Raw genomic sequence first — 16,979 nt, 5'->3', positions numbered from 1 at the left:
ATTAGCAGCTTTCAATCCATAGAGCAAAATTAACTTGCTTGCAAATCATCTGCAAAACAAGTGGTCCACCGGGGCAACGCAGCAATCTCCACAGTATGTTTTCTGAAAGAATACCTGAATCAATTGTAATCTTTGGCGGACTTGTAGCTTGCTCATAGGGAATTAAAGCAGATCCAGTTAACACTGGATCAATACCATTGACAATTCCCTTTAGTTGATCAATTTCAGTCACAGCATGCAACTGATTTTGAACTTCTGTGCTTCCTTTGACATATTCAACAAATCGCGGAAGAGCTTGCTCGAGCTCAGCTGAAACAGGCATCACACCAGGGAAGTACTCAACAAAGTCTATCAGGCATGACGACTCTTAATATTGTTTCGAAGAATCTTAGTAACTTACCATTGTGAATGGAAGCTCTATCGATTCTTACTTATCAGCGATCATTCAATGCACTGTTGAATAAACAGGAACACGACTGAGACGCTTGCAGGGATAGGGTTTCGACCTAAAAAAGCCAATGAAGAATAAAATTGTACATGCATCAAACTCTGCTGAAGAACTCAACCCAGCGCAATCCGAAGCCAGCTTGTAGTTTGGAATGCGAGAATGCCTCAACACGCTGATCGACAAATCAACCATGGCCGAACGATTTGACAATCTGGTCGAAGGTTTATCGGAAGAGCATGCCATGGCAGTGATTCTTGCTGACCCAGACACGCTTGAGCGTCCCGTTGACAAATATATGGCCGCGACACGCCTCGGGGTAAGCAACTCCGACAAAAGCCTAAATATTCTCATCCAAGCCGCAGAATTAAACCCTGAGAATTTGTTTGATCGCATCACTCGTAGAAAAGCAATTGACGCCCTAGGACGCCGAAAGAGTTCAAAGGCTCTTCCGGCACTCTTTCGTTCTCTCAACTGTTCGGATCAACCTGCAGTCATCAATGCCATTGATGCCATTACAAGGATTGGGAGTCCACTCAGTGGTTCTGATCAAGAACAACTTTTACGAGTGCTTGACGGAGAAGACATTCAAAAGCGTGCAGTGATTCAAGCTCACACTCGATTAGGTATCGAAACAGCCAAGCCTGAGATCAGTCTCTTACAAAACGACAGCAATCCTCTTGTGGCTGGAGCAGCAAGAGCCTACTTAGCTCGAGTTCACAATCAGAAAAAAGGGCTTGACCTGCTTATTCCTCAGCTGGCAGACCCCATAGCAGGTCGCAGACAATCAGCTGTGATCGATCTTGGCGACGCAGGGGATGTGTCACGACTGGAGGCACTTGTCACCGCACCTGCCTCAATGTCCCTAAGAGCGAAAAGCGCCTTCCAACTGGTCGACCCCGACAAAACATGCTGCGTTCCGCAAGAGCACGAAACGTTAGTGAAACAATTGCTTCAAGATCATCCTCAGAATCTGAAACTGAGGCCTGAATGGATATGTCCCAGCGAACCAGAGCATATCGAAAACAACCTTCAACATCGCGATGAAGCGCGACAATACGGGGGTGCGGTAGCCCTCATGAGGATGCAAATACCGGAAAAATTGGATCTGATCGATCAAATTAAACAAAAGTTATGGAGTGATTACGTCATCCACTACTACCTCACGGTTGTCGTGAGTCTTCAAGCATTAGACGAACGAAGTGACCTGATTCGTCTTGCATTGGCAGAAACTATTCCGCAATACACCAAGTCAAGGATTGCAGCCGCATGGGGCTGTGTTGGATTGGGTCTAAATGATCAGATTCCCTTACTCAAAGAGCTTTCTGAAAAAGCCCAATGGATACCATTGAAATGGACATGCCAACAAGTCCTTAAACAGTTGTCATGAAAAGACTTGTTTGTGGTTGGGGAAACGAACTGAACCGGATACTTCCTATCCATATGTCAACTTGTGTGTCTTGACAGGCTGCTTGTCGATTTGACCAGAGAAAGCAGGGTTACTGTCATCCGTGATGCGGATTTGCATCCCCCAACAACATACCCACAACCATGCTCGACGCATTCTCCAGGAAGGCCGTAGCGGCCGACTCCAGCGGTGCATTCATCGGCGGAGGCGAGCTGGCCTCCCTGAAGTCCTTCATATCTGATGGCAACAAGCGTCTCGACGCAGTGAATGCTCTGTCCTCCAACGCTGCATGCATCGTTTCTGATGCTATCGCTGGCATTTGCTGCGAAAACACCGGTCTGACCGCTCCTAACGGTGGTGTGTACACCAACCGCAAGATGGCTGCTTGCCTGCGTGACGGTGAGATCGTCCTTCGTTATGTGAGCTATGCCCTGCTGGCTGGTGATGCATCCGTGCTGCAGGATCGCTGCCTGAATGGTCTTCGCGAGACCTATGCCGCTCTGGGTGTTCCCACCGGTTCAGCATCCCGCGCTGTTGCAATCATGAAGTCTGCTGCTGGTGGTCTGATCACCAATACCAATAGCCAGGCCAAGAAAATGGCTCTGACTTCCGGCGATTGCTCCAACCTGGCCGGTGAAGCTGCTAGCTACTTCGACATGGTGATCAGCGCAATCAGCTGAACCATCGATTCATTTTTCAGCACACCTGAACACCCTTCTTCTAAATCATGAAGTCCGTCATCACCACCGTCGTCGGCGCTGCCGATAGCGCATCACGCTTCCCCTCCGCCTCCGACATGGAGTCCGTGCAGGGTTCCATCCAGCGCGCTTCTGCACGTCTGGAAGCTGCTGAGAAGCTTGCCAGCAACTATGACGCCGTTGCTCAAGAAGCAGTTGACGCTGTCTACTCTCAGTACCCCAACGGCGCTACAGGCCGTCAGCCACGCAAGTGCGCTACTGAAGGTAAGGACAAGTGCAAGCGTGACTTCGTTCACTACCTGCGTCTGATCAACTACTGCTTGGTGACCGGCGGCACTGGCCCTCTGGATGAGCTGGCCATCAATGGTCAGAAAGAAGTTCTGAAGGCTCTCAGCATTGATGCTGGCACCTACGTTGCTGGTTTTGCTCACATCCGCTCCCGCGGTTGTGCCCCTCGCGACATGAGCGCTCAGGCTCTGACCGCTTACAACCAGCTTCTCGATTACGTCATCAACTCCCTGGGCTGATCCAGCTCAAGATTGATTGATACACTCGAATTGATAGCAGGGGGGGTGGGCGATGCCCACCCTTTTTTTTAATCAATCCCACATCACCTTTGCTCTTTTCAGTCCTACTGAACGAATTGATTATTGAGTAAAAGATTGGTTCTGCATCATTCGAAAATATCCATCGTCTTACCAATGCGTTGGTGACTGTACTGACCGTTGAAGATAACGTATGGGAACAGTGGTCTATCAATCCTTTATAGATCACGGATTGATCAACTATCTCCATTGTCACCCTCCTCTCCAACAAGCTAAAAGGCGCCGAATCAATTCATGACCTGGCCAGCATGTTTGGGAGGGAACAATTTTGTCAAACTCTACCCAACTCCTCATCATGCTCAGTACGCAAACGAGTCCAGAAGGTCTAGCGGCTGCCAACCGCACGAAGCCTGCTTCGTATTCCACTTCCAACAAAGCTGGCAAAAATACTGTTCACCGCACCGTGCCTGGTGCCATTGCTGATTTCAAGCGCAATACATGTGCTTCGATGGGCATCGGAATTGGTCCCCGTCTCTACAGCGAATGCCCCTTTGCGGTGACCTCCGACGAGTATCACCCTGGAAGTAGCGAAGCCTTAGAGCGCACCATCATTGCTGCCTATCGCCAGGTCTTCGGCAATCTTCCGCCGACAGAAAACGAGCGCTGCACATCACTCGAGGCGAGGCTGATGAATGGTGAGATTACTGTGCGTGACTTCGTCAATGGCCTGGCTAAGTCTCCGTTCTACAAGGACAATTTTTTCCATTCTGTAGCGCCTCAGCGTGGAATTGAGTTGAATTTCAAGCATCTGCTCGGACGTGCACCTCTTGATCAAGCAGAAGTTCAAAAAAGCATCAAGCTGCAAGCTGAGGAAGGATTTGATGCACTGATCGATAGCCTGACTGATTGTGCAGAGTACACAGAAGTCTTTGGCTCGGATATTGTTCCATACAATAGAACCACTGATTCCTATGCTGGCATGGTGACCTTATCCTTCAATTTAATGAGGGAATTAGGCGGTACCAAAGTCTCCATTAGTGACAATGCTCAAGGAAAGAAGAGTAGAACTGTCTACCCACTGGCGACAGCAGCTGCAACAGCCATGAAGCCAGTCAGCTTCACGTATATTGCCACAGCGAGGATTATGCCCAAACTCCCCGAGCAGAAGTACACCGGTCATAATCCTCCTAAAGTGACCGATTATGTTCCTTTCCGCCCCTTCGGCATTCATTTCTGATCAACTAAAATTTTCAAGAAGATCGCCCTGCAAGGAAATTTTCTTGATTTATTTACTCCCGTTGTGAAACGGGAGTTTTTTATGTTCTCAAAAATGCGGTTGTCATCCGCGCTGCCATTGAGCATGTAATAACAACGGCCTCGCGTTGCAATATTCTCCACGTACCTGCTGAGTGAGGACCATCACACGCCAGGCATCCATTAGATTAAGAGACGGCATATCTAGCTCGGACAGTGATCCAAGAATCCCTTGACGAATCATCACTCAGAGATAGCAAGCTCACTGACGAAGAAGCGCTTCATCTTGCTAACGAGCTAACCCTGAAATTAAACGAAGGAGAGATTCCAGGAACGGATGCCGAATCAATCAAACGTATGGTGGCAGGACTCGGAGATCAAAGGGGAGCTCTGCGTCTAACTTTTGCAAAAAGTCTTGGAGCTGTAGGAGAAGCAGCAATCCCTATTCTTTGCGATGCACTTCGACATCACAATAATGTCGTTGTTCGCAGAGCTTCAGCTAAAACGCTTAATCTGATTGGGAGCAAAGAGGCCCTTCCCGATCTCTTAGAAGCATTTCTTGAGGATGATGATCCAGTCGTCCTAGGATCATCTGCCGGTGCGATGGCGACCATCGGACCAGATGCCATGGAGTCGTTACTTGGAATCTTGGTGAATCCTGATTGCTCACCCTTTCAAGTTGGCTTAATCAATCTCGCTCTTAGTTTCATTGGAGCAAAAGCACCTGAGGCACTTCTCAAAGCCGCAGATTCTGAATGTTCTGAGGTAAGAGTTGCTGCCGTTGCCGCTCTAGGTGATCAAATCCAATCCCTCGGAGATCAAAAAGCACAAGCGAGGGTCTTTCAAGCTTTAGACGACGACAGTTCCGATGTTAGGGCAGAAGCAGCTACTCTAATTGGGAAATCGTGCGATGCAGAAGACGTGCAAGACTTACTTATCGCAAAAATTCGCGACAACAACGTGCAAGTTAGAAAAAATATAGCAATGTCATTGATGAAGCTTGACGCAACCGAAACAATAGAAGAACTTTTGATTGCCGAAAAAGATGAAAGCGATCCAGACGTTAAAGCAGTCATCAGTGCAGCCATTAAAATACTCAAAAACAAAATCTAAAGCCAACCACAAAAAAGATGTACAAAAACACCAACCCCTAAGCAAGTAGAGACTGCATCAAAAAATCAGTAAAATTCAAATGCTTTTGCATATGACATGGACACAATAACCAGATTAACAATCACAAGACAAACTCGCAGTTCAAAAACCGAGCCAAGCCATTAATGCTCCATCAAGCATCAACTCAAATCAAGCGAGAAAGACCTGACGAAGAACAACAATACCTAAGCTTCTCATGGCGAAGAATACACGTACTAAGCCATACACTCTTCACTGACTGGAGAGACTGAACAGCCTGAGAGCAGTTCAGTTTTAGTGCGGCTAACTTAAATTCGCCGACTGCCAAAAACTATTAAAACACAAAAAATATTTTTCCTAGAAGATATGAAGTGTAATCAATCCATAGAATCAAACCTCGCAAAAGCTTCATCAAGTCAAGGAAAAGCCAGCGGAACAATTAGTCAAAAATACTTAACCTTGCTCTTCCCCCGCTGACACGGCATCAACACAAAACGACAAGACGCTCTGATAAAAAATAAGACGATTAGTGGATCAATCACGATAGTTGATTGATAGGATATTGATAGATCTAACTACATTGATGTCAAGAGCCGAATTCATCCGCTTCATTGGCGTTCTGGAGGAGGACACAAGCTTCAGAAGTTTATTCGCAGAAGCACAGCCCGAAGAAATTCTACGACTCGCAAAACTGCATGGTTTTGATTTTTCGGAAGAAATTCAAGGCCGTTTCCTCAACCGTTGGGCTGGCGTGTACTTCTGTCCCTATGCAAATGATATTGGCCGCTTATGTCCAAAACTTGTCCCTGAAGGATATACAACTCTTCTTCATTATTCACAGACTACGTGTAGCAAAGAGGATAAGGTCGAACGTTATAATTTCCGCGAAGGTGGTTATTATGCAGGCTTGAGTCCTGTTTCATGACATCGATCTAGAGCATCAACATTTGAAATATAATCAGCATCATTGCTCATCGTCACTGACTTTGTTTTTTTGATGCTGTGAGAGTTTGATAGCGCGCCAAAGCAGATTCAGCCGCTTCAGTGATCAGAGGATCGTCCGAACCAGTGGCAAGATCCTTTAAAACTATTTCCGCCTTAGGATGATCAACATCAGCCAAAGCTTGAGCCGCACTGTAAACCAGGGCAATATTTTCACTCTTCAATGATTGAGCCAAAATCCTGACGGCATCCTCTCCACCTAAGTCTTGTTTGCCAATTTGCCCCAAACACATTAAGGCTCCCTGTACAACAACAGTATCTTGATCATCAATAGACTCCTCTAGCATCATCATCACTTCATCCGGGAAAGGTTGATTTGGAAAATTTTTGAACAACTGAACAAATGCCTTAGGACAACATCTCCTGGCAGTCTGATTCTCAGTCGTTGCAAAAATCTCAAGCACTTTCCCATATGCTGGATAACCAAAAAAGCCAATACCTTTAACAGCAGCACGATACACCTTGGGATCATTATGTTCAAAAAGCTCTAACAACTTAGGCATTGCTTCATCAGGAAATTTTTCTGCCATTGTGAAACACGCAGCTTCCTGTATTTTAGGATTAGGATGCATTAAATCCTGAAACAAATCGTCCAGAGATGCGCCCTTCGTTTCATCCATAGTTGTTTATAAATGCCTAAGCTTTTTTAGCTTAGCACCGAACCCGCGAAATGAAGAAAATAGTCATTGATCGGCTGCTTTGGCAACCAATAGTGGAAAAGTGCAGATCAGCGAATCATTGCAGCCGCAACTGACTTAGCTTTAAGTTGAATAATTTTATCAGGATCCATTTTGGCTACATCCTCAATTTGTTTTTGATATAGCATCCTTTGATCTGCAGATAGGTAACAATCCATGGCAATAAGTGCCGCATAACGCTTTTCCCAGAACGGAGTAATTTCATAGGAAAGCAGACTTTTAAGATAATGTCTTATAGCATCAGGGGATAATCTGGCCAATGAAACAATAGCAGCTGGTCCAGATTTCTTGAATTGTGGACGCTGATCCTCAATCGCATGCTTTAATATTTCTTGGATCGAAAAAATTGCAGATTCCTCCCAACCGTCAATCAAACCAAACAGGCGCATAAAAAAATAATGAGCACCATAATCATTGTGTGCCTTGGTATGCCAGTTGTGCTCAAGAGAACTCCACAAATCAACCGGGTCACACATCAAGAGCAACTGCATTGAAAGATAGCAGCGACTAAAATCTGGATGATATAAACCAAGAACCAAATCATTTGTTTGCAAAGATGCATCGCAGTGATGCAAAACTTTTATTTTTCTAGGATCATCACTAAGGGTTTGTTCAATCATAGACATGAAATCGCAATGCAAATCATTCATATTGAGAGGGTCAAGCAATAACCTAATTGCACGCATTCGAAAAACCGGTGAAACAGGAGAAACAATAATTTGCGGCAATAATTGAGATGCCTGGCAATCTATAATGTCTTGAATCGACGACTGCCGATCCATTTGATTAGAAAGGAATAAATGATCTCCTAAAACATCAATTTTTTCATTCTGACCAGTCAAGTGAACCAATGCCGCAATTGCGGCACCCTTAACACCCGGTCGTTCACTACTTTGCAATTGAGTAATCATTGGCAGAGCAGATTGAACCTTAAGTTGCGAAAGACTTTGAATTAAGACCCTCTGATTCTGCCTGGGATCACTCAAAAGTTTCAGCATTAATTGGTGTAGGCCCTCATCCTTGCAACTCAATTGAGACAATGACCAGGCCGCATTTTCCACCATATAAATATCATTACTATTCAAGCATTTACCAATTTCCAATTCTGCAGTAAAAGCTTTCATGCGGCCAAGAATCTCAACAGCTTTTCTTTTTGCCAAAAGAATTGAGTCTTCAATGGAGGAACTGCTCAAAAACTCAATCAAAGCAAGCTCAGTTCTTTCTCCGGGATAATTAATCAGGCGCGATACGGCCATATAATAATCACTTGCACAAGAAAGATCTTCTGGATTTCTTGAAAGGATTTCGATAGCATTATCCTGGCTAAGCTCAGGATGGATATTGTCAAACAAACCCTTCATCTAGACACCATACATATCTATATTTCTTAAAGCGTAGCACAGCACCATAAAGCGTAACAATTGAATCAATTGCCAATAAGAAAAATGTTTGCATGGTTCAAAAGAATCATTTCAAGGCAATATATATACAGTCACAAGAAAGAAGCGATGGGACCGTTCTCAGAACGAATGCTTTCGATTACCATTGACTTAGAGAGAAGTCCAAAACCTTCAACGACAAGAACAACTAAAATTCCCTTTAATCAATTCAATCGATGGATGCATACAAATGTATGCAGCGGAATCAAAATCAAAAGCGTAAAAAATCATCAATCATACAAAATAAATAGTACGCATGACGATGTATCATTAGAACCAATAATTGAATCTGGATCCCTTGGTCCAGTTGACAAAAAAATGAGTATGGAGGCAGACAAAAAACACATCGAGGTAGCAAGTCCAGGCAATCAGAACCGTCGGCAAAAATCAAACAGCTTGAAAGTCAACAATAATGAACAACTCAAGAATGGTAACGACCAAGAGAAAAACTCAAAACGCAATCAGCGACGAGCACGACGGAAATCAAACAAAAATCAATAGAATTTAGGTTGATAATTCAAAAACTCCATCAACTGGGCGACCTTTTTTGAGTTCAGCCCAATTAATCGCAGCAAGAAACTCTGTGGAATCTGGCGTTTCAACCAGATCAACTCCCCAATAACCTTCCTGCAGTGGTGACCCAGGTAAACCTGCGGTATCTTTTCGACCTCCCAAAGCCAACACAACATGACTTGTGTCGTGGCCTAGTTCGCTTCTTAAAGACTTCCAGGCATGAATTAAATCGAATGCCATTTCCGTGGGGGTGCAAGTTGCCTCAAGCAACAAGATCCAATGTGGATGTTGCAGGACCCCTACATTGTTAATAAGTTGACTATGTTTTTTGAGACCATCTGCCAAGGCATTCAAATTAAAGGTGGGAACAATCTCAGATTGCACTTGAAGATTGTGAGACAAAACAAACGTTGTCATTGTGCAGAGCATTCCTTCGAATCTTAGGCGAGTTTGAGCGGGTTCTGCGAGAGCAATAGACCTAGAGCCCCCTTTCGCGACGTCCAGAATTGTTGTCGATAGCTTCAACAGAGTTTTGACATCAACGCGTTACCAACAAAAAAGAGGGGCCTCAGCCCCTCCATTCATTCATTCCTTGAATCAACGTGATCAGGAGAGAGCGTTAATCGCATAATCGAGATAACTCTTGAACTCATTCAGAGCCTGAGCACTCATGTCACGAGGTGCACATGCACGATCGCGAGTATAGGTGAGAGCTTCGATGTAAGCGTTGGTCGGAAGGCCGAGGGTCCGGTAAACCTCACGTGCACCAGCGATACCCCACTCGTCGAGAGGTCCGGTACCACCAACAATCAAGCAATAGTTGATCAAGCGCAGATAGTGGCCAAGATCGCGATAGCACTTGTCGATCTTTACCTGGCTATCGCCAGCTTCTCCGGGCTGTTTGAGATAAGCATACTTGTTGAAGCAAGCATCACCTGCTTCACGAGTGACTCTATCAAGACCTGAAGCAAGCTTTTCAGCAGCTTCAAGACGAGCAGCAGCCCGTTGAATATTACCTTGAACAGCCTCAAGGTCATTCTGGGAAGGGAAGCGACCAGCGGCATCAGCTGCGGTCACTACAGTGGTGACAACGGATTTCATTTGAGATCCTTAGAAATAGTGGTGCTGATAATGAAAAAATGAAGACGGAGATACCGCTCAGCTGATGGCGCCAATCACGCGATCAAAGTAGGCACCTGCTTCAGACACCAGTGCAGAGCAATCACCCGCAGTGGTCTCCATCTTGCGATATTTGGAACCACCGCTAGCGGGAGAGTTGGTCTGACCAATCAGGGCAGTCGCAGCTGACTTCATGATGGCCACAGCGCGAGCTGCAGATTGCGTTGGGACACCCAAAGCGATGTAGGTCTCTTTGAGGCCATTCAGGCAACGATCATCGAGCACGGACGCATCGCCAGCCAGCAGGGCATAGCTGATGTACCGCAACACGATTTCGCCATCACGCAGGCAGGCAGCCATGCGACGAGTGGGATAGCAGTTACCACCGGCTTGGATCAGGCCGGTGTTCTCGCAGATCATGCCAGTCACTGCATCGGAAACGATGCAATAGGCATTGGAGGTAATGGCGTTCACAGCGTCAAGACGCTTGTTGCCATCACGCACATAGGAGCGGAGGGTAGCGAGCTCGCTACCACCAACGGGTGCAGTTTTGGCGTCAGCGCTGACGACTGTGCGGGAAAATGCGTCAAGCATTGGGGGCCAGACAGTTTTGGAGATGCAGTGCTTCTGAAACCGCGTGGGAAACCAAACCGATTGGCTTGAAACCCCAAGGCCGGAAGCGCTGATTCAAGCTAAGCCCAGGTTCTTGAAGGACTCCTGAAATAGGGAGGATCACGCAAGAGTTTGTCACCTACACAAGCCAGGCGGGCCTCGTGAGGTAAGAAACCATGCCTTTGAACAAAGCAATCCCGATGATCTACCCAGGCAAGAGCGCGGTCTAAGATCAAAAAATTGATTTGAATCAGATGGCAGACCAAACTCCAGCTTCTGACGTCCCAACAGCTCAGGAACTGCAAGATTCCATCGATGAACTCGCTGCCTACAGAGATCGCCTCTATAAAGACGTCATAGGTTTGGGTAAAAAACTTCGCCTCTCCCAGAAAAAAATAGACGCCACTGTTGCAGAGCACCCAGAATTGCAACGCCTAGACGAGATAATGACCCAATTAGTTGCCCAAAGAAATTCACAATCTGCCTAATTTTAATCCCTTTTGTTGTGAATCGAGTGATGAAATCCCTCAATACACCAATCCCTAGTCAATGACACTCACATCATCTATCCCAATGACCATGGCTGATTTTTTTGAAGCCAGTCGAGGGACTTGGCTGAACAGACGTGCCGTTCATCACCACGACCATCAAGACGACGAAGCAGCCGATTCCAACTTGATCATTGAGCCATTCAGCGCAGAGGACCCTGCAGTTAGCAAAGTCTGCGAGGCACTAAATATCAGTACAAATGAAAGCTCAGGCGGCGCAAGATTCTGGTGGGAGAGCAACATCAAAGTCGGAGTCAGAAATGATGACTATGCTGCAGTAGTAATCGATGTCCCAAAACGGACAAATCCAAGACAAGGTTTTCTACTTCGAGATGTTGGATACGTAGAAAAACAACCTGTCATGAGCACATATTATTTTGCAGACGACGGTATTGTAACAATTACAACGCGTTACGACACCAATGTGGGCATTGAACGTTGCTGGTTTGTAACAGATCAAATTAGGATGAGGGTTAGTTCAGTTCAGTGCCTGAACGGCGTTGCCATGACGACATATTGCACTGAATTTCGATGCCCAACAGATTCCGACATCAATGCCATTGCGGAACAAGCAAGGAATCAAAGTGACATTTTAAAAGGAGGCGACTAATCAACATGTTTGACTCATTCCTCGATGAGCTCCAGCAGGATATTCAAGTTCGCGGGGGCAGCCAAATGGATGTGCCTGAAGGGTTAGAGCTCAAGCATTCCGATAAAAAAAATAGTGTGATTCGTAGCTGGCTTTGGAAAGTTCCTGGCTTTCGCCGATGGCGAGTCACTCGGCTTGATGCTGGCGAAAGCCTTCAAGTTTTGAATTCTGTTGCCTATCCAGAATACAACTATGACCATCCTTTGATGGGAGTTGATCTGCTCTGGTTTGGAGCACGTCAAAAACTCGTCGCTGTTCTTGATTTCCAGCCTCTCGTTCAAAACAAGGACTACCTCGATCGCCATTTCAAAGGTCTTATCGCTCTTAATCAGCGATTTCCCGACCTTAATGGAGAAGAAACAATGCGTTCCTTCGATCCAAACCAATACTTTTCACCCTGGTTATTGTTCTGTCGTGGGGGAGCTGAGCAAGCCGTCCAATCCCTACCTCAAGCTTTCAGTGCGTTTCTAAAGGCTTATTGGATATTGCATGACGAGGCTGAATCAACAACCTCAACCATTCTTCCAAAAGACGTCGAGATCTTGCAAAAACAATATGACGTCTACAGCGCCGAACGCGATCCAGCCCATGGGCTGTTCACCAGCCATTTCGGCAAAGAGTGGTCAGATCGGTTTCTGCATGAATTTCTCTTCCCCGCTTCAGCCAACCGATGATCACGACACCTCCACGCCACCACAGCACCGATCCGGTTGTTCTTCCCAACTGGGCCTGGCAACCCTTCCTCGATGACGCGGTTCAGGCACTGGAACCCCTGGCAATTCAGCCTTATCCCGTTGAAGAGCGATTTCTTCTGAAAGAGGACCAAACCGGCTCAAAATCCAAGCCTGTCACGGTCACCACAGCCACTTGGGCTTGCAAAACGGAAAAATTCAGACAGGTTCGCGCGGCCTGTGTGAGCGGTGGAGCCGCTGCCTCGGTGCTGAATTTCGTGATCAATCCACTGGCCCGCTTCGATTTGCCTTTTTTCGGAGGGGATTTGGTGACACTCCCTTCAGGCCATCTGCTTGCGCTGGACCTGCAGCCCGCCGACAAAAGCGATGAGGCCCATACGCAGCATGTATGGGATCGTCTCCTGCCGATTTTCGAGCGTTGGCGCAGCAAACTGCCGGATGGGGGGCCGATTCCGGCGGAGGCCCAGCCGTATTTTTCGCCAGGGTTCCTATGGACACGCCTTCCTCTTGGAGCAGAAGGCGATGAACTCATCGCGACTGTCGTCCGTCCTGCTTTTCAGGAGTATCTCAACCTCTACTTGGAGCTTGCTTCAGAAGCTCAACCGGTGTCCGATAACCGGCGAGACTTACTCCTGGCCGGTCAACGCCGCTACACCGACTACCGCGCTGAAAAAGACCCGGCTCGCGGGATGTTGACTCGCTTCTATGGAAGCGAGTGGACTGAGGATTACATCCACACCGTGCTGTTCGATCTCTGATCGGTAAAAACCGGTCGCCACACCATCAAATCCCCTGCCAGCAGATGGAGTTAAGCATTATGAACAGCTTTCGGGAGGCCTCTGAGCACTTCGCGAGAATCTTGCGGACCCTGACGGGACCTTGCTTACGATGTCCCTTCTGGTGTCTGTGACACCCAACTCGACGCTGCCAAAAGGAGTTCCAAATGTTCGACGCCTTCACCAAGGTTGTCGCCCAGGCTGATGCCCGGGGACAGTTCATCAGCACCAGCGAGATTGATGCTCTCGCCGCCGTTGTATCCGACAGCAATAAGCGTCTGGACGCTGTTAACCGCATCTCCAGCAACGCCTCTGCAATCGTTGCCAACGCAGCTCGTGAGCTCTTCGCTCAACAGCCTGCTCTGATTGCACCTGGCGGAAATGCTTACACCTCGCGCCGCATGGCTGCCTGCCTGCGTGATATGGAGATCATCCTGCGCTACGTCACTTACTCTGTGTTCACCGGTGACGCCTCCGTGATGGAGGACCGCTGCCTGAATGGCCTGCGTGAGACCTACCTCGCCCTGGGCACACCCGGTGCCTCCGTCGCCGCCGGCGTCAACCTGATGAAGGAAGCTGCCCTGGCCATGGTGCTCGAAGCAGGCACGTATTGCAGTTCTGGCGACTGCACCAACATCGCCAACGAAATCGGCACCTACTTCGACAGAGCTGCCGCTTCAGTTGCCTGATCACTAGGCAGAAGCTCTAACCGTCACAAACATTTCTTTTCTGATCATGAAAACCCCCCTCACCGAGGCAATTTCAGCAGCTGATTCCCAGGGTCGCTTTCTAAGCAACACCGAAGTTCAGGCTGCTTCTGGTCGCTTTGGTCGTGCCAAGGCCAGCCTCGAAGCTGCCAAGGCTCTCACCAGCAAGGCCGACAGTCTCGTCTCCGGAGCAGCATCTGCTGTTTACACGAAGTACCCCTTCACGACGCAAATGGAGGGTGCTAACTATGCAGCGGATTCACGCGGCAAAGAGAAATGTGCTCGTGATATCAGCTACTACCTCCGCATGATCACCTACTGCTTGGTGTCCGGCGGTACAGGCCCCATGGATGATTATTTGATCGCTGGTTTGGCAGAAATCAACCGCACATTTGAGCTGTCCCCTTCTTGGTATGTGGAAGCTCTGAAGCACATCAAATCCAGCCATGGTTTGTCTGGTGATGCAGCTTCGGAAGCCAACAGCTACATCGACTACGCCATCAACGCCCTCACCTGATTCAAACAGGAGCGTTCTATCAGCCCAGAAGCCCCCCCATGGGGGGCTTTTTCATGTTCATCAAAGGCCCTTCGATGAAACCCTCTGTTCAGCGTTTTCTCAAGCTTCTCTGTGGCGAATACAGCAACCAGAAGCAGGCCTTGGACAATCCTCCTTTTTATGCCCATATTTTTCTCCGTTATCGACCGATCGAACATTTACAATCTGGTTCGATTTTACTAGAACAAACCTATGCCCTTGACCCTAAACATCCTTATCGGCTTCGCATGATCAGAGCCGAGGAACTGAAACCAGGAGTGATCAAGCTCTGGAACCACAGCTTTCGCAATCCTGATCAGTTCTACACAGCAACATTTGATCCAGAACGACGACTCGAGATTCAAGACAATGATCTGATCTGCATGGATCACTGCCACTACCAAGTCAACGAACAAGCCAATGGTTATCAGGGCAAACTAGAACCAGGCTGCAGATGCATTGTGGAACGAGATGGGAAGAAAACTTATCTCGTCAGTTCGTTTCATCTCCAGGGAGACACGCTATTAACCTTGGACCGTGGACACGATCCGGTCACCCATGAACGTTGCTGGGGTTCCATCGCCGGAGAATTCCGCTTTCTTCGGACTGCTGACTGGGGCTCAGAACTCCCAGCAAGTTGGAGCTGAACAAATCCAATCCAACCCACACCACAAAGCAAACTTTGTTGATTCAAAAAGATCAGCTCTAATATTTTCAACTAAGTAACAATTGCTCCCCATAGCCATGAAAGAAAAGCTTGCCCACCTGATTTGGCGTGAGGGGTCAAACAACCTGAAGAATCAATCCTTTAATCTAGAGAGGACGATCTCCATGCGACGATCACGACCTTGAGCCTGATCAATTCTGCGCAAACAGCTCTCGATGCCCTCGATCACCAGGATGCTGGAGTTCGGTACCATGCCGCATGGTGGCTTGGCAAAAACAGAGTCAGTTCTGCCGTCCCACACTTAATTGCATGCCTTCAGGATCACCGCGATAGGACTTCAGCAGGTGGCTATCCGTTGAGACGTCAAGCGGCTCGCTCACTAGGAATGATCGGAGACCTGAGTTGCACATCAGATCTACTAGAAACTCTTAAAACAGATGATATCCAATTGCATGAGGCAGCAATTCGATCGCTGATCCAAATGAAAACAGCTCCTTGCCTTGAGGCACTAACCAATTACCTTGATAGAGACATTCAAGACAAGCCAATTGAAGCATTAATCGAAGCGTTCACATCGTACAAAAACTGGGGAGTATGCGAGAAACTCAGGCCCTTTCTAAATTCCCCCTCAGAACGAATTGTGAGCGCTACGTCTGCATACTTTTACGCCTACACAGGCAAACAAAAGTTTCTTATCACGGTCTTCCAACTGCTCCAACACGAAAATCGGTTCGTCCGACAATCAGCAGCCTTTGACCTTGCAAGAATTGCCACAATTGAATGCACCAACGAGTTGCTCAATGCAAACATCCCAAACAACATCAAAATGTTTGCCATTAAATCCATTCTTAACACTTCACTTGAAAGCGCAAGCGAACAGGACAGCAACAACTGCACACACCAAAAAAAACAACTATTCAACAAGCTTGATCAACTGGTAGAGGAAAACTTTTCTGGAAATCTCCTCTTAGATCAAAGCAAAACTCAAGAAAATAGAAATGTACCAAGCAATAACGTACAAGAAAATACGACGTTAATCGACCTTTTTCAATTGCTTAAAAGTCCATCACTGCAAGCTCGTGAGGCGGGAATTAAGGGACTTAGTCAACATGTCCAATCCACAGATCTCGCCGAACTTTATTTCGCTGAATCCGATCAGGACATCAAGATGGGGTTGATCAAAGCCATGGCAGCGTCCGCTCACAGCAAATTCTTACCTGCTCTAATCGATGCGATCGGAGTTGAAATTGGCAACCATTGCCAGGGAAATATCAGACGCGTTGCAGCCCGAGCTCTGGGTTTCATTGGCCGATCTGAACACAATCCATCCGAGATCCAAGACAGCATCTTTGAGAAATTGAAATGGACCCTGCAGTACCCTGATGACTGGGGTTTGAGATACAGCGCAGTCTTGGCCCTAGAAGATCTCCAGACCTCAGCTGTTAGAAATATTCTGATGCTTGCAGAAGAAAGCGAAATGGATTTAGTCGTCAGAACAAGGATGCGTCGAGCATTGAGCACAACAACCAGCACCACCTAAC

At 47.2% G+C, this 16,979-nt stretch carries 21 protein-coding genes; 15 read left to right on the top strand and 6 right to left on the bottom strand.

The features are described from left to right. Position 1: 1 nt before the first annotated feature. Positions 2-322, bottom strand: coding sequence for a hypothetical protein (locus SIB64_RS05130; RefSeq protein WP_413442215.1), 321 nt, complete (start codon positions 320-322; stop codon positions 2-4). Between the two features lie 316 nt (positions 323-638). Here SIB64_RS05130 and SIB64_RS05125 point away from each other — a divergent pair, with 316 nt between their 5' ends. The 6 genes from SIB64_RS05125 to SIB64_RS05100 all read left to right on the top strand — a co-directional run bounded on the left by SIB64_RS05125 (position 639) and on the right by SIB64_RS05100 (position 6,406). Beyond that, positions 639-1,835: a HEAT repeat domain-containing protein gene (locus SIB64_RS05125; protein ID WP_413442881.1), complete on the top strand. Its 1,197-nt coding sequence runs from the start codon at positions 639-641 to the stop codon at positions 1,833-1,835. Between the two features lie 161 nt (positions 1,836-1,996). Beyond that, positions 1,997-2,533: a bleomycin hydrolase gene (locus tag SIB64_RS05120; protein WP_413442214.1), complete on the top strand. Its 537-nt coding sequence runs from the start codon at positions 1,997-1,999 to the stop codon at positions 2,531-2,533. Positions 2,534-2,580: 47 nt separating this feature from the next. After that, positions 2,581-3,078: a class 2 C-phycoerythrin subunit alpha gene (gene mpeA / locus SIB64_RS05115; RefSeq protein ID WP_413442213.1), complete on the top strand. Its 498-nt coding sequence runs from the start codon at positions 2,581-2,583 to the stop codon at positions 3,076-3,078. 373 nt (positions 3,079-3,451) lie between these two features. Continuing rightward, positions 3,452-4,333, top strand: a complete 882-nt coding sequence (locus tag SIB64_RS05110; RefSeq protein ID WP_413442212.1) for a phycobilisome rod-core linker polypeptide — start codon at positions 3,452-3,454, stop codon at positions 4,331-4,333. 233 nt (positions 4,334-4,566) lie between these two features. Then, positions 4,567-5,463, top strand: a complete 897-nt coding sequence (locus SIB64_RS05105; RefSeq protein WP_413442211.1) for a HEAT repeat domain-containing protein — start codon at positions 4,567-4,569, stop codon at positions 5,461-5,463. Positions 5,464-6,064: 601 nt separating this feature from the next. Then, positions 6,065-6,406 (top strand): Nif11-like leader peptide family natural product precursor, encoded by a 342-nt coding sequence (locus SIB64_RS05100; RefSeq protein WP_413442210.1) that lies wholly within the window; start codon positions 6,065-6,067, stop codon positions 6,404-6,406. A 52-nt stretch (positions 6,407-6,458) separates the two neighbouring features. Here SIB64_RS05100 and SIB64_RS05095 read toward each other — a convergent pair whose 3' ends face one another. Next, entirely contained in the window at positions 6,459-7,103 is a 645-nt protein-coding gene (locus SIB64_RS05095; protein ID WP_413442209.1) for a HEAT repeat domain-containing protein, read from the bottom strand. Between the two features lie 107 nt (positions 7,104-7,210). Further along, positions 7,211-8,542 carry a HEAT repeat domain-containing protein gene (locus SIB64_RS05090; RefSeq protein WP_413442208.1) on the bottom strand — a complete coding sequence of 444 codons (1,332 nt, stop codon included), beginning with the start codon at positions 8,540-8,542 and terminating at the stop codon, positions 7,211-7,213. A 168-nt stretch (positions 8,543-8,710) separates the two neighbouring features. Between SIB64_RS05090 and SIB64_RS05085 the strand changes: the two genes are divergently transcribed. Beyond that, positions 8,711-9,121, top strand: a complete 411-nt coding sequence (locus tag SIB64_RS05085) for a hypothetical protein (RefSeq protein WP_413442207.1) — start codon at positions 8,711-8,713, stop codon at positions 9,119-9,121. Between the two features lie 3 nt (positions 9,122-9,124). Here SIB64_RS05085 and SIB64_RS05080 read toward each other — a convergent pair whose 3' ends face one another. The 3 genes from SIB64_RS05080 to cpeB form a co-directional block, all read right to left on the bottom strand. Then, entirely contained in the window at positions 9,125-9,550 is a 426-nt protein-coding gene (locus tag SIB64_RS05080) for a DUF2656 family protein (RefSeq protein ID WP_413442206.1), read from the bottom strand. A gap of 189 nt (positions 9,551-9,739) precedes the next feature. Beyond that, positions 9,740-10,234, bottom strand: coding sequence for a class 1 C-phycoerythrin subunit alpha (gene cpeA / locus SIB64_RS05075; RefSeq protein ID WP_413442205.1), 495 nt, complete (start codon positions 10,232-10,234; stop codon positions 9,740-9,742). Between the two features lie 57 nt (positions 10,235-10,291). Further along, a complete protein-coding gene (gene cpeB / locus SIB64_RS05070; protein ID WP_413442204.1) occupies positions 10,292-10,846 on the bottom strand; it encodes a class 1 C-phycoerythrin subunit beta in 555 nt (184 codons plus the stop codon). Positions 10,847-11,118: 272 nt separating this feature from the next. Here cpeB and SIB64_RS05065 point away from each other — a divergent pair, with 272 nt between their 5' ends. The 8 genes from SIB64_RS05065 (at position 11,119) to SIB64_RS05030 (ending at position 16,978) form a co-directional block, all read left to right on the top strand. Then, positions 11,119-11,352 carry a hypothetical protein gene (locus SIB64_RS05065; RefSeq protein ID WP_413442203.1) on the top strand — a complete coding sequence of 78 codons (234 nt, stop codon included), beginning with the start codon at positions 11,119-11,121 and terminating at the stop codon, positions 11,350-11,352. 61 nt (positions 11,353-11,413) lie between these two features. Beyond that, positions 11,414-12,022, top strand: a complete 609-nt coding sequence (locus SIB64_RS05060; protein ID WP_413442202.1) for a phycobiliprotein lyase — start codon at positions 11,414-11,416, stop codon at positions 12,020-12,022. A 5-nt stretch (positions 12,023-12,027) separates the two neighbouring features. Then, on the top strand, positions 12,028-12,735 hold the full coding sequence (locus SIB64_RS05055) for a 15,16-dihydrobiliverdin:ferredoxin oxidoreductase (RefSeq protein WP_413442201.1): 708 nt from the start codon (positions 12,028-12,030) through the stop codon (positions 12,733-12,735). Next, on the top strand, positions 12,732-13,511 hold the full coding sequence (locus SIB64_RS05050; RefSeq protein ID WP_413442200.1) for a phycoerythrobilin:ferredoxin oxidoreductase: 780 nt from the start codon (positions 12,732-12,734) through the stop codon (positions 13,509-13,511). Before SIB64_RS05055 ends, SIB64_RS05050 begins: the two co-directional genes overlap by 4 nt. A 185-nt stretch (positions 13,512-13,696) precedes the next feature. Then, positions 13,697-14,218, top strand: coding sequence for a phycocyanin subunit beta (locus SIB64_RS05045; RefSeq protein WP_413442199.1), 522 nt, complete (start codon positions 13,697-13,699; stop codon positions 14,216-14,218). Positions 14,219-14,264: 46 nt separating this feature from the next. Then, on the top strand, positions 14,265-14,753 hold the full coding sequence (cpcA, locus tag SIB64_RS05040; protein ID WP_413442198.1) for a phycocyanin subunit alpha: 489 nt from the start codon (positions 14,265-14,267) through the stop codon (positions 14,751-14,753). A gap of 74 nt (positions 14,754-14,827) precedes the next feature. Beyond that, the gene (locus SIB64_RS05035) at positions 14,828-15,418 is read left to right on the top strand and encodes a chromophore lyase CpcT/CpeT (RefSeq protein ID WP_413442197.1); all 591 of its coding nucleotides are present in this window, start codon (positions 14,828-14,830) and stop codon (positions 15,416-15,418) included. 201 nt (positions 15,419-15,619) lie between these two features. After that, positions 15,620-16,978 (top strand): HEAT repeat domain-containing protein, encoded by a 1,359-nt coding sequence (locus SIB64_RS05030; RefSeq protein WP_413442196.1) that lies wholly within the window; start codon positions 15,620-15,622, stop codon positions 16,976-16,978. The last annotated feature ends 1 nt before the right edge of the window (position 16,979 follow it).

The organism is Synechococcus sp. MIT S1220 (assembly GCF_047303025.1).
GTDB lineage: Bacteria > Cyanobacteriota > Cyanobacteriia > PCC-6307 > Cyanobiaceae > Parasynechococcus.
Note: the sequence above shows the minus strand (reverse complement) of the source record. Positions and strands in the feature narration are given on the sequence as shown.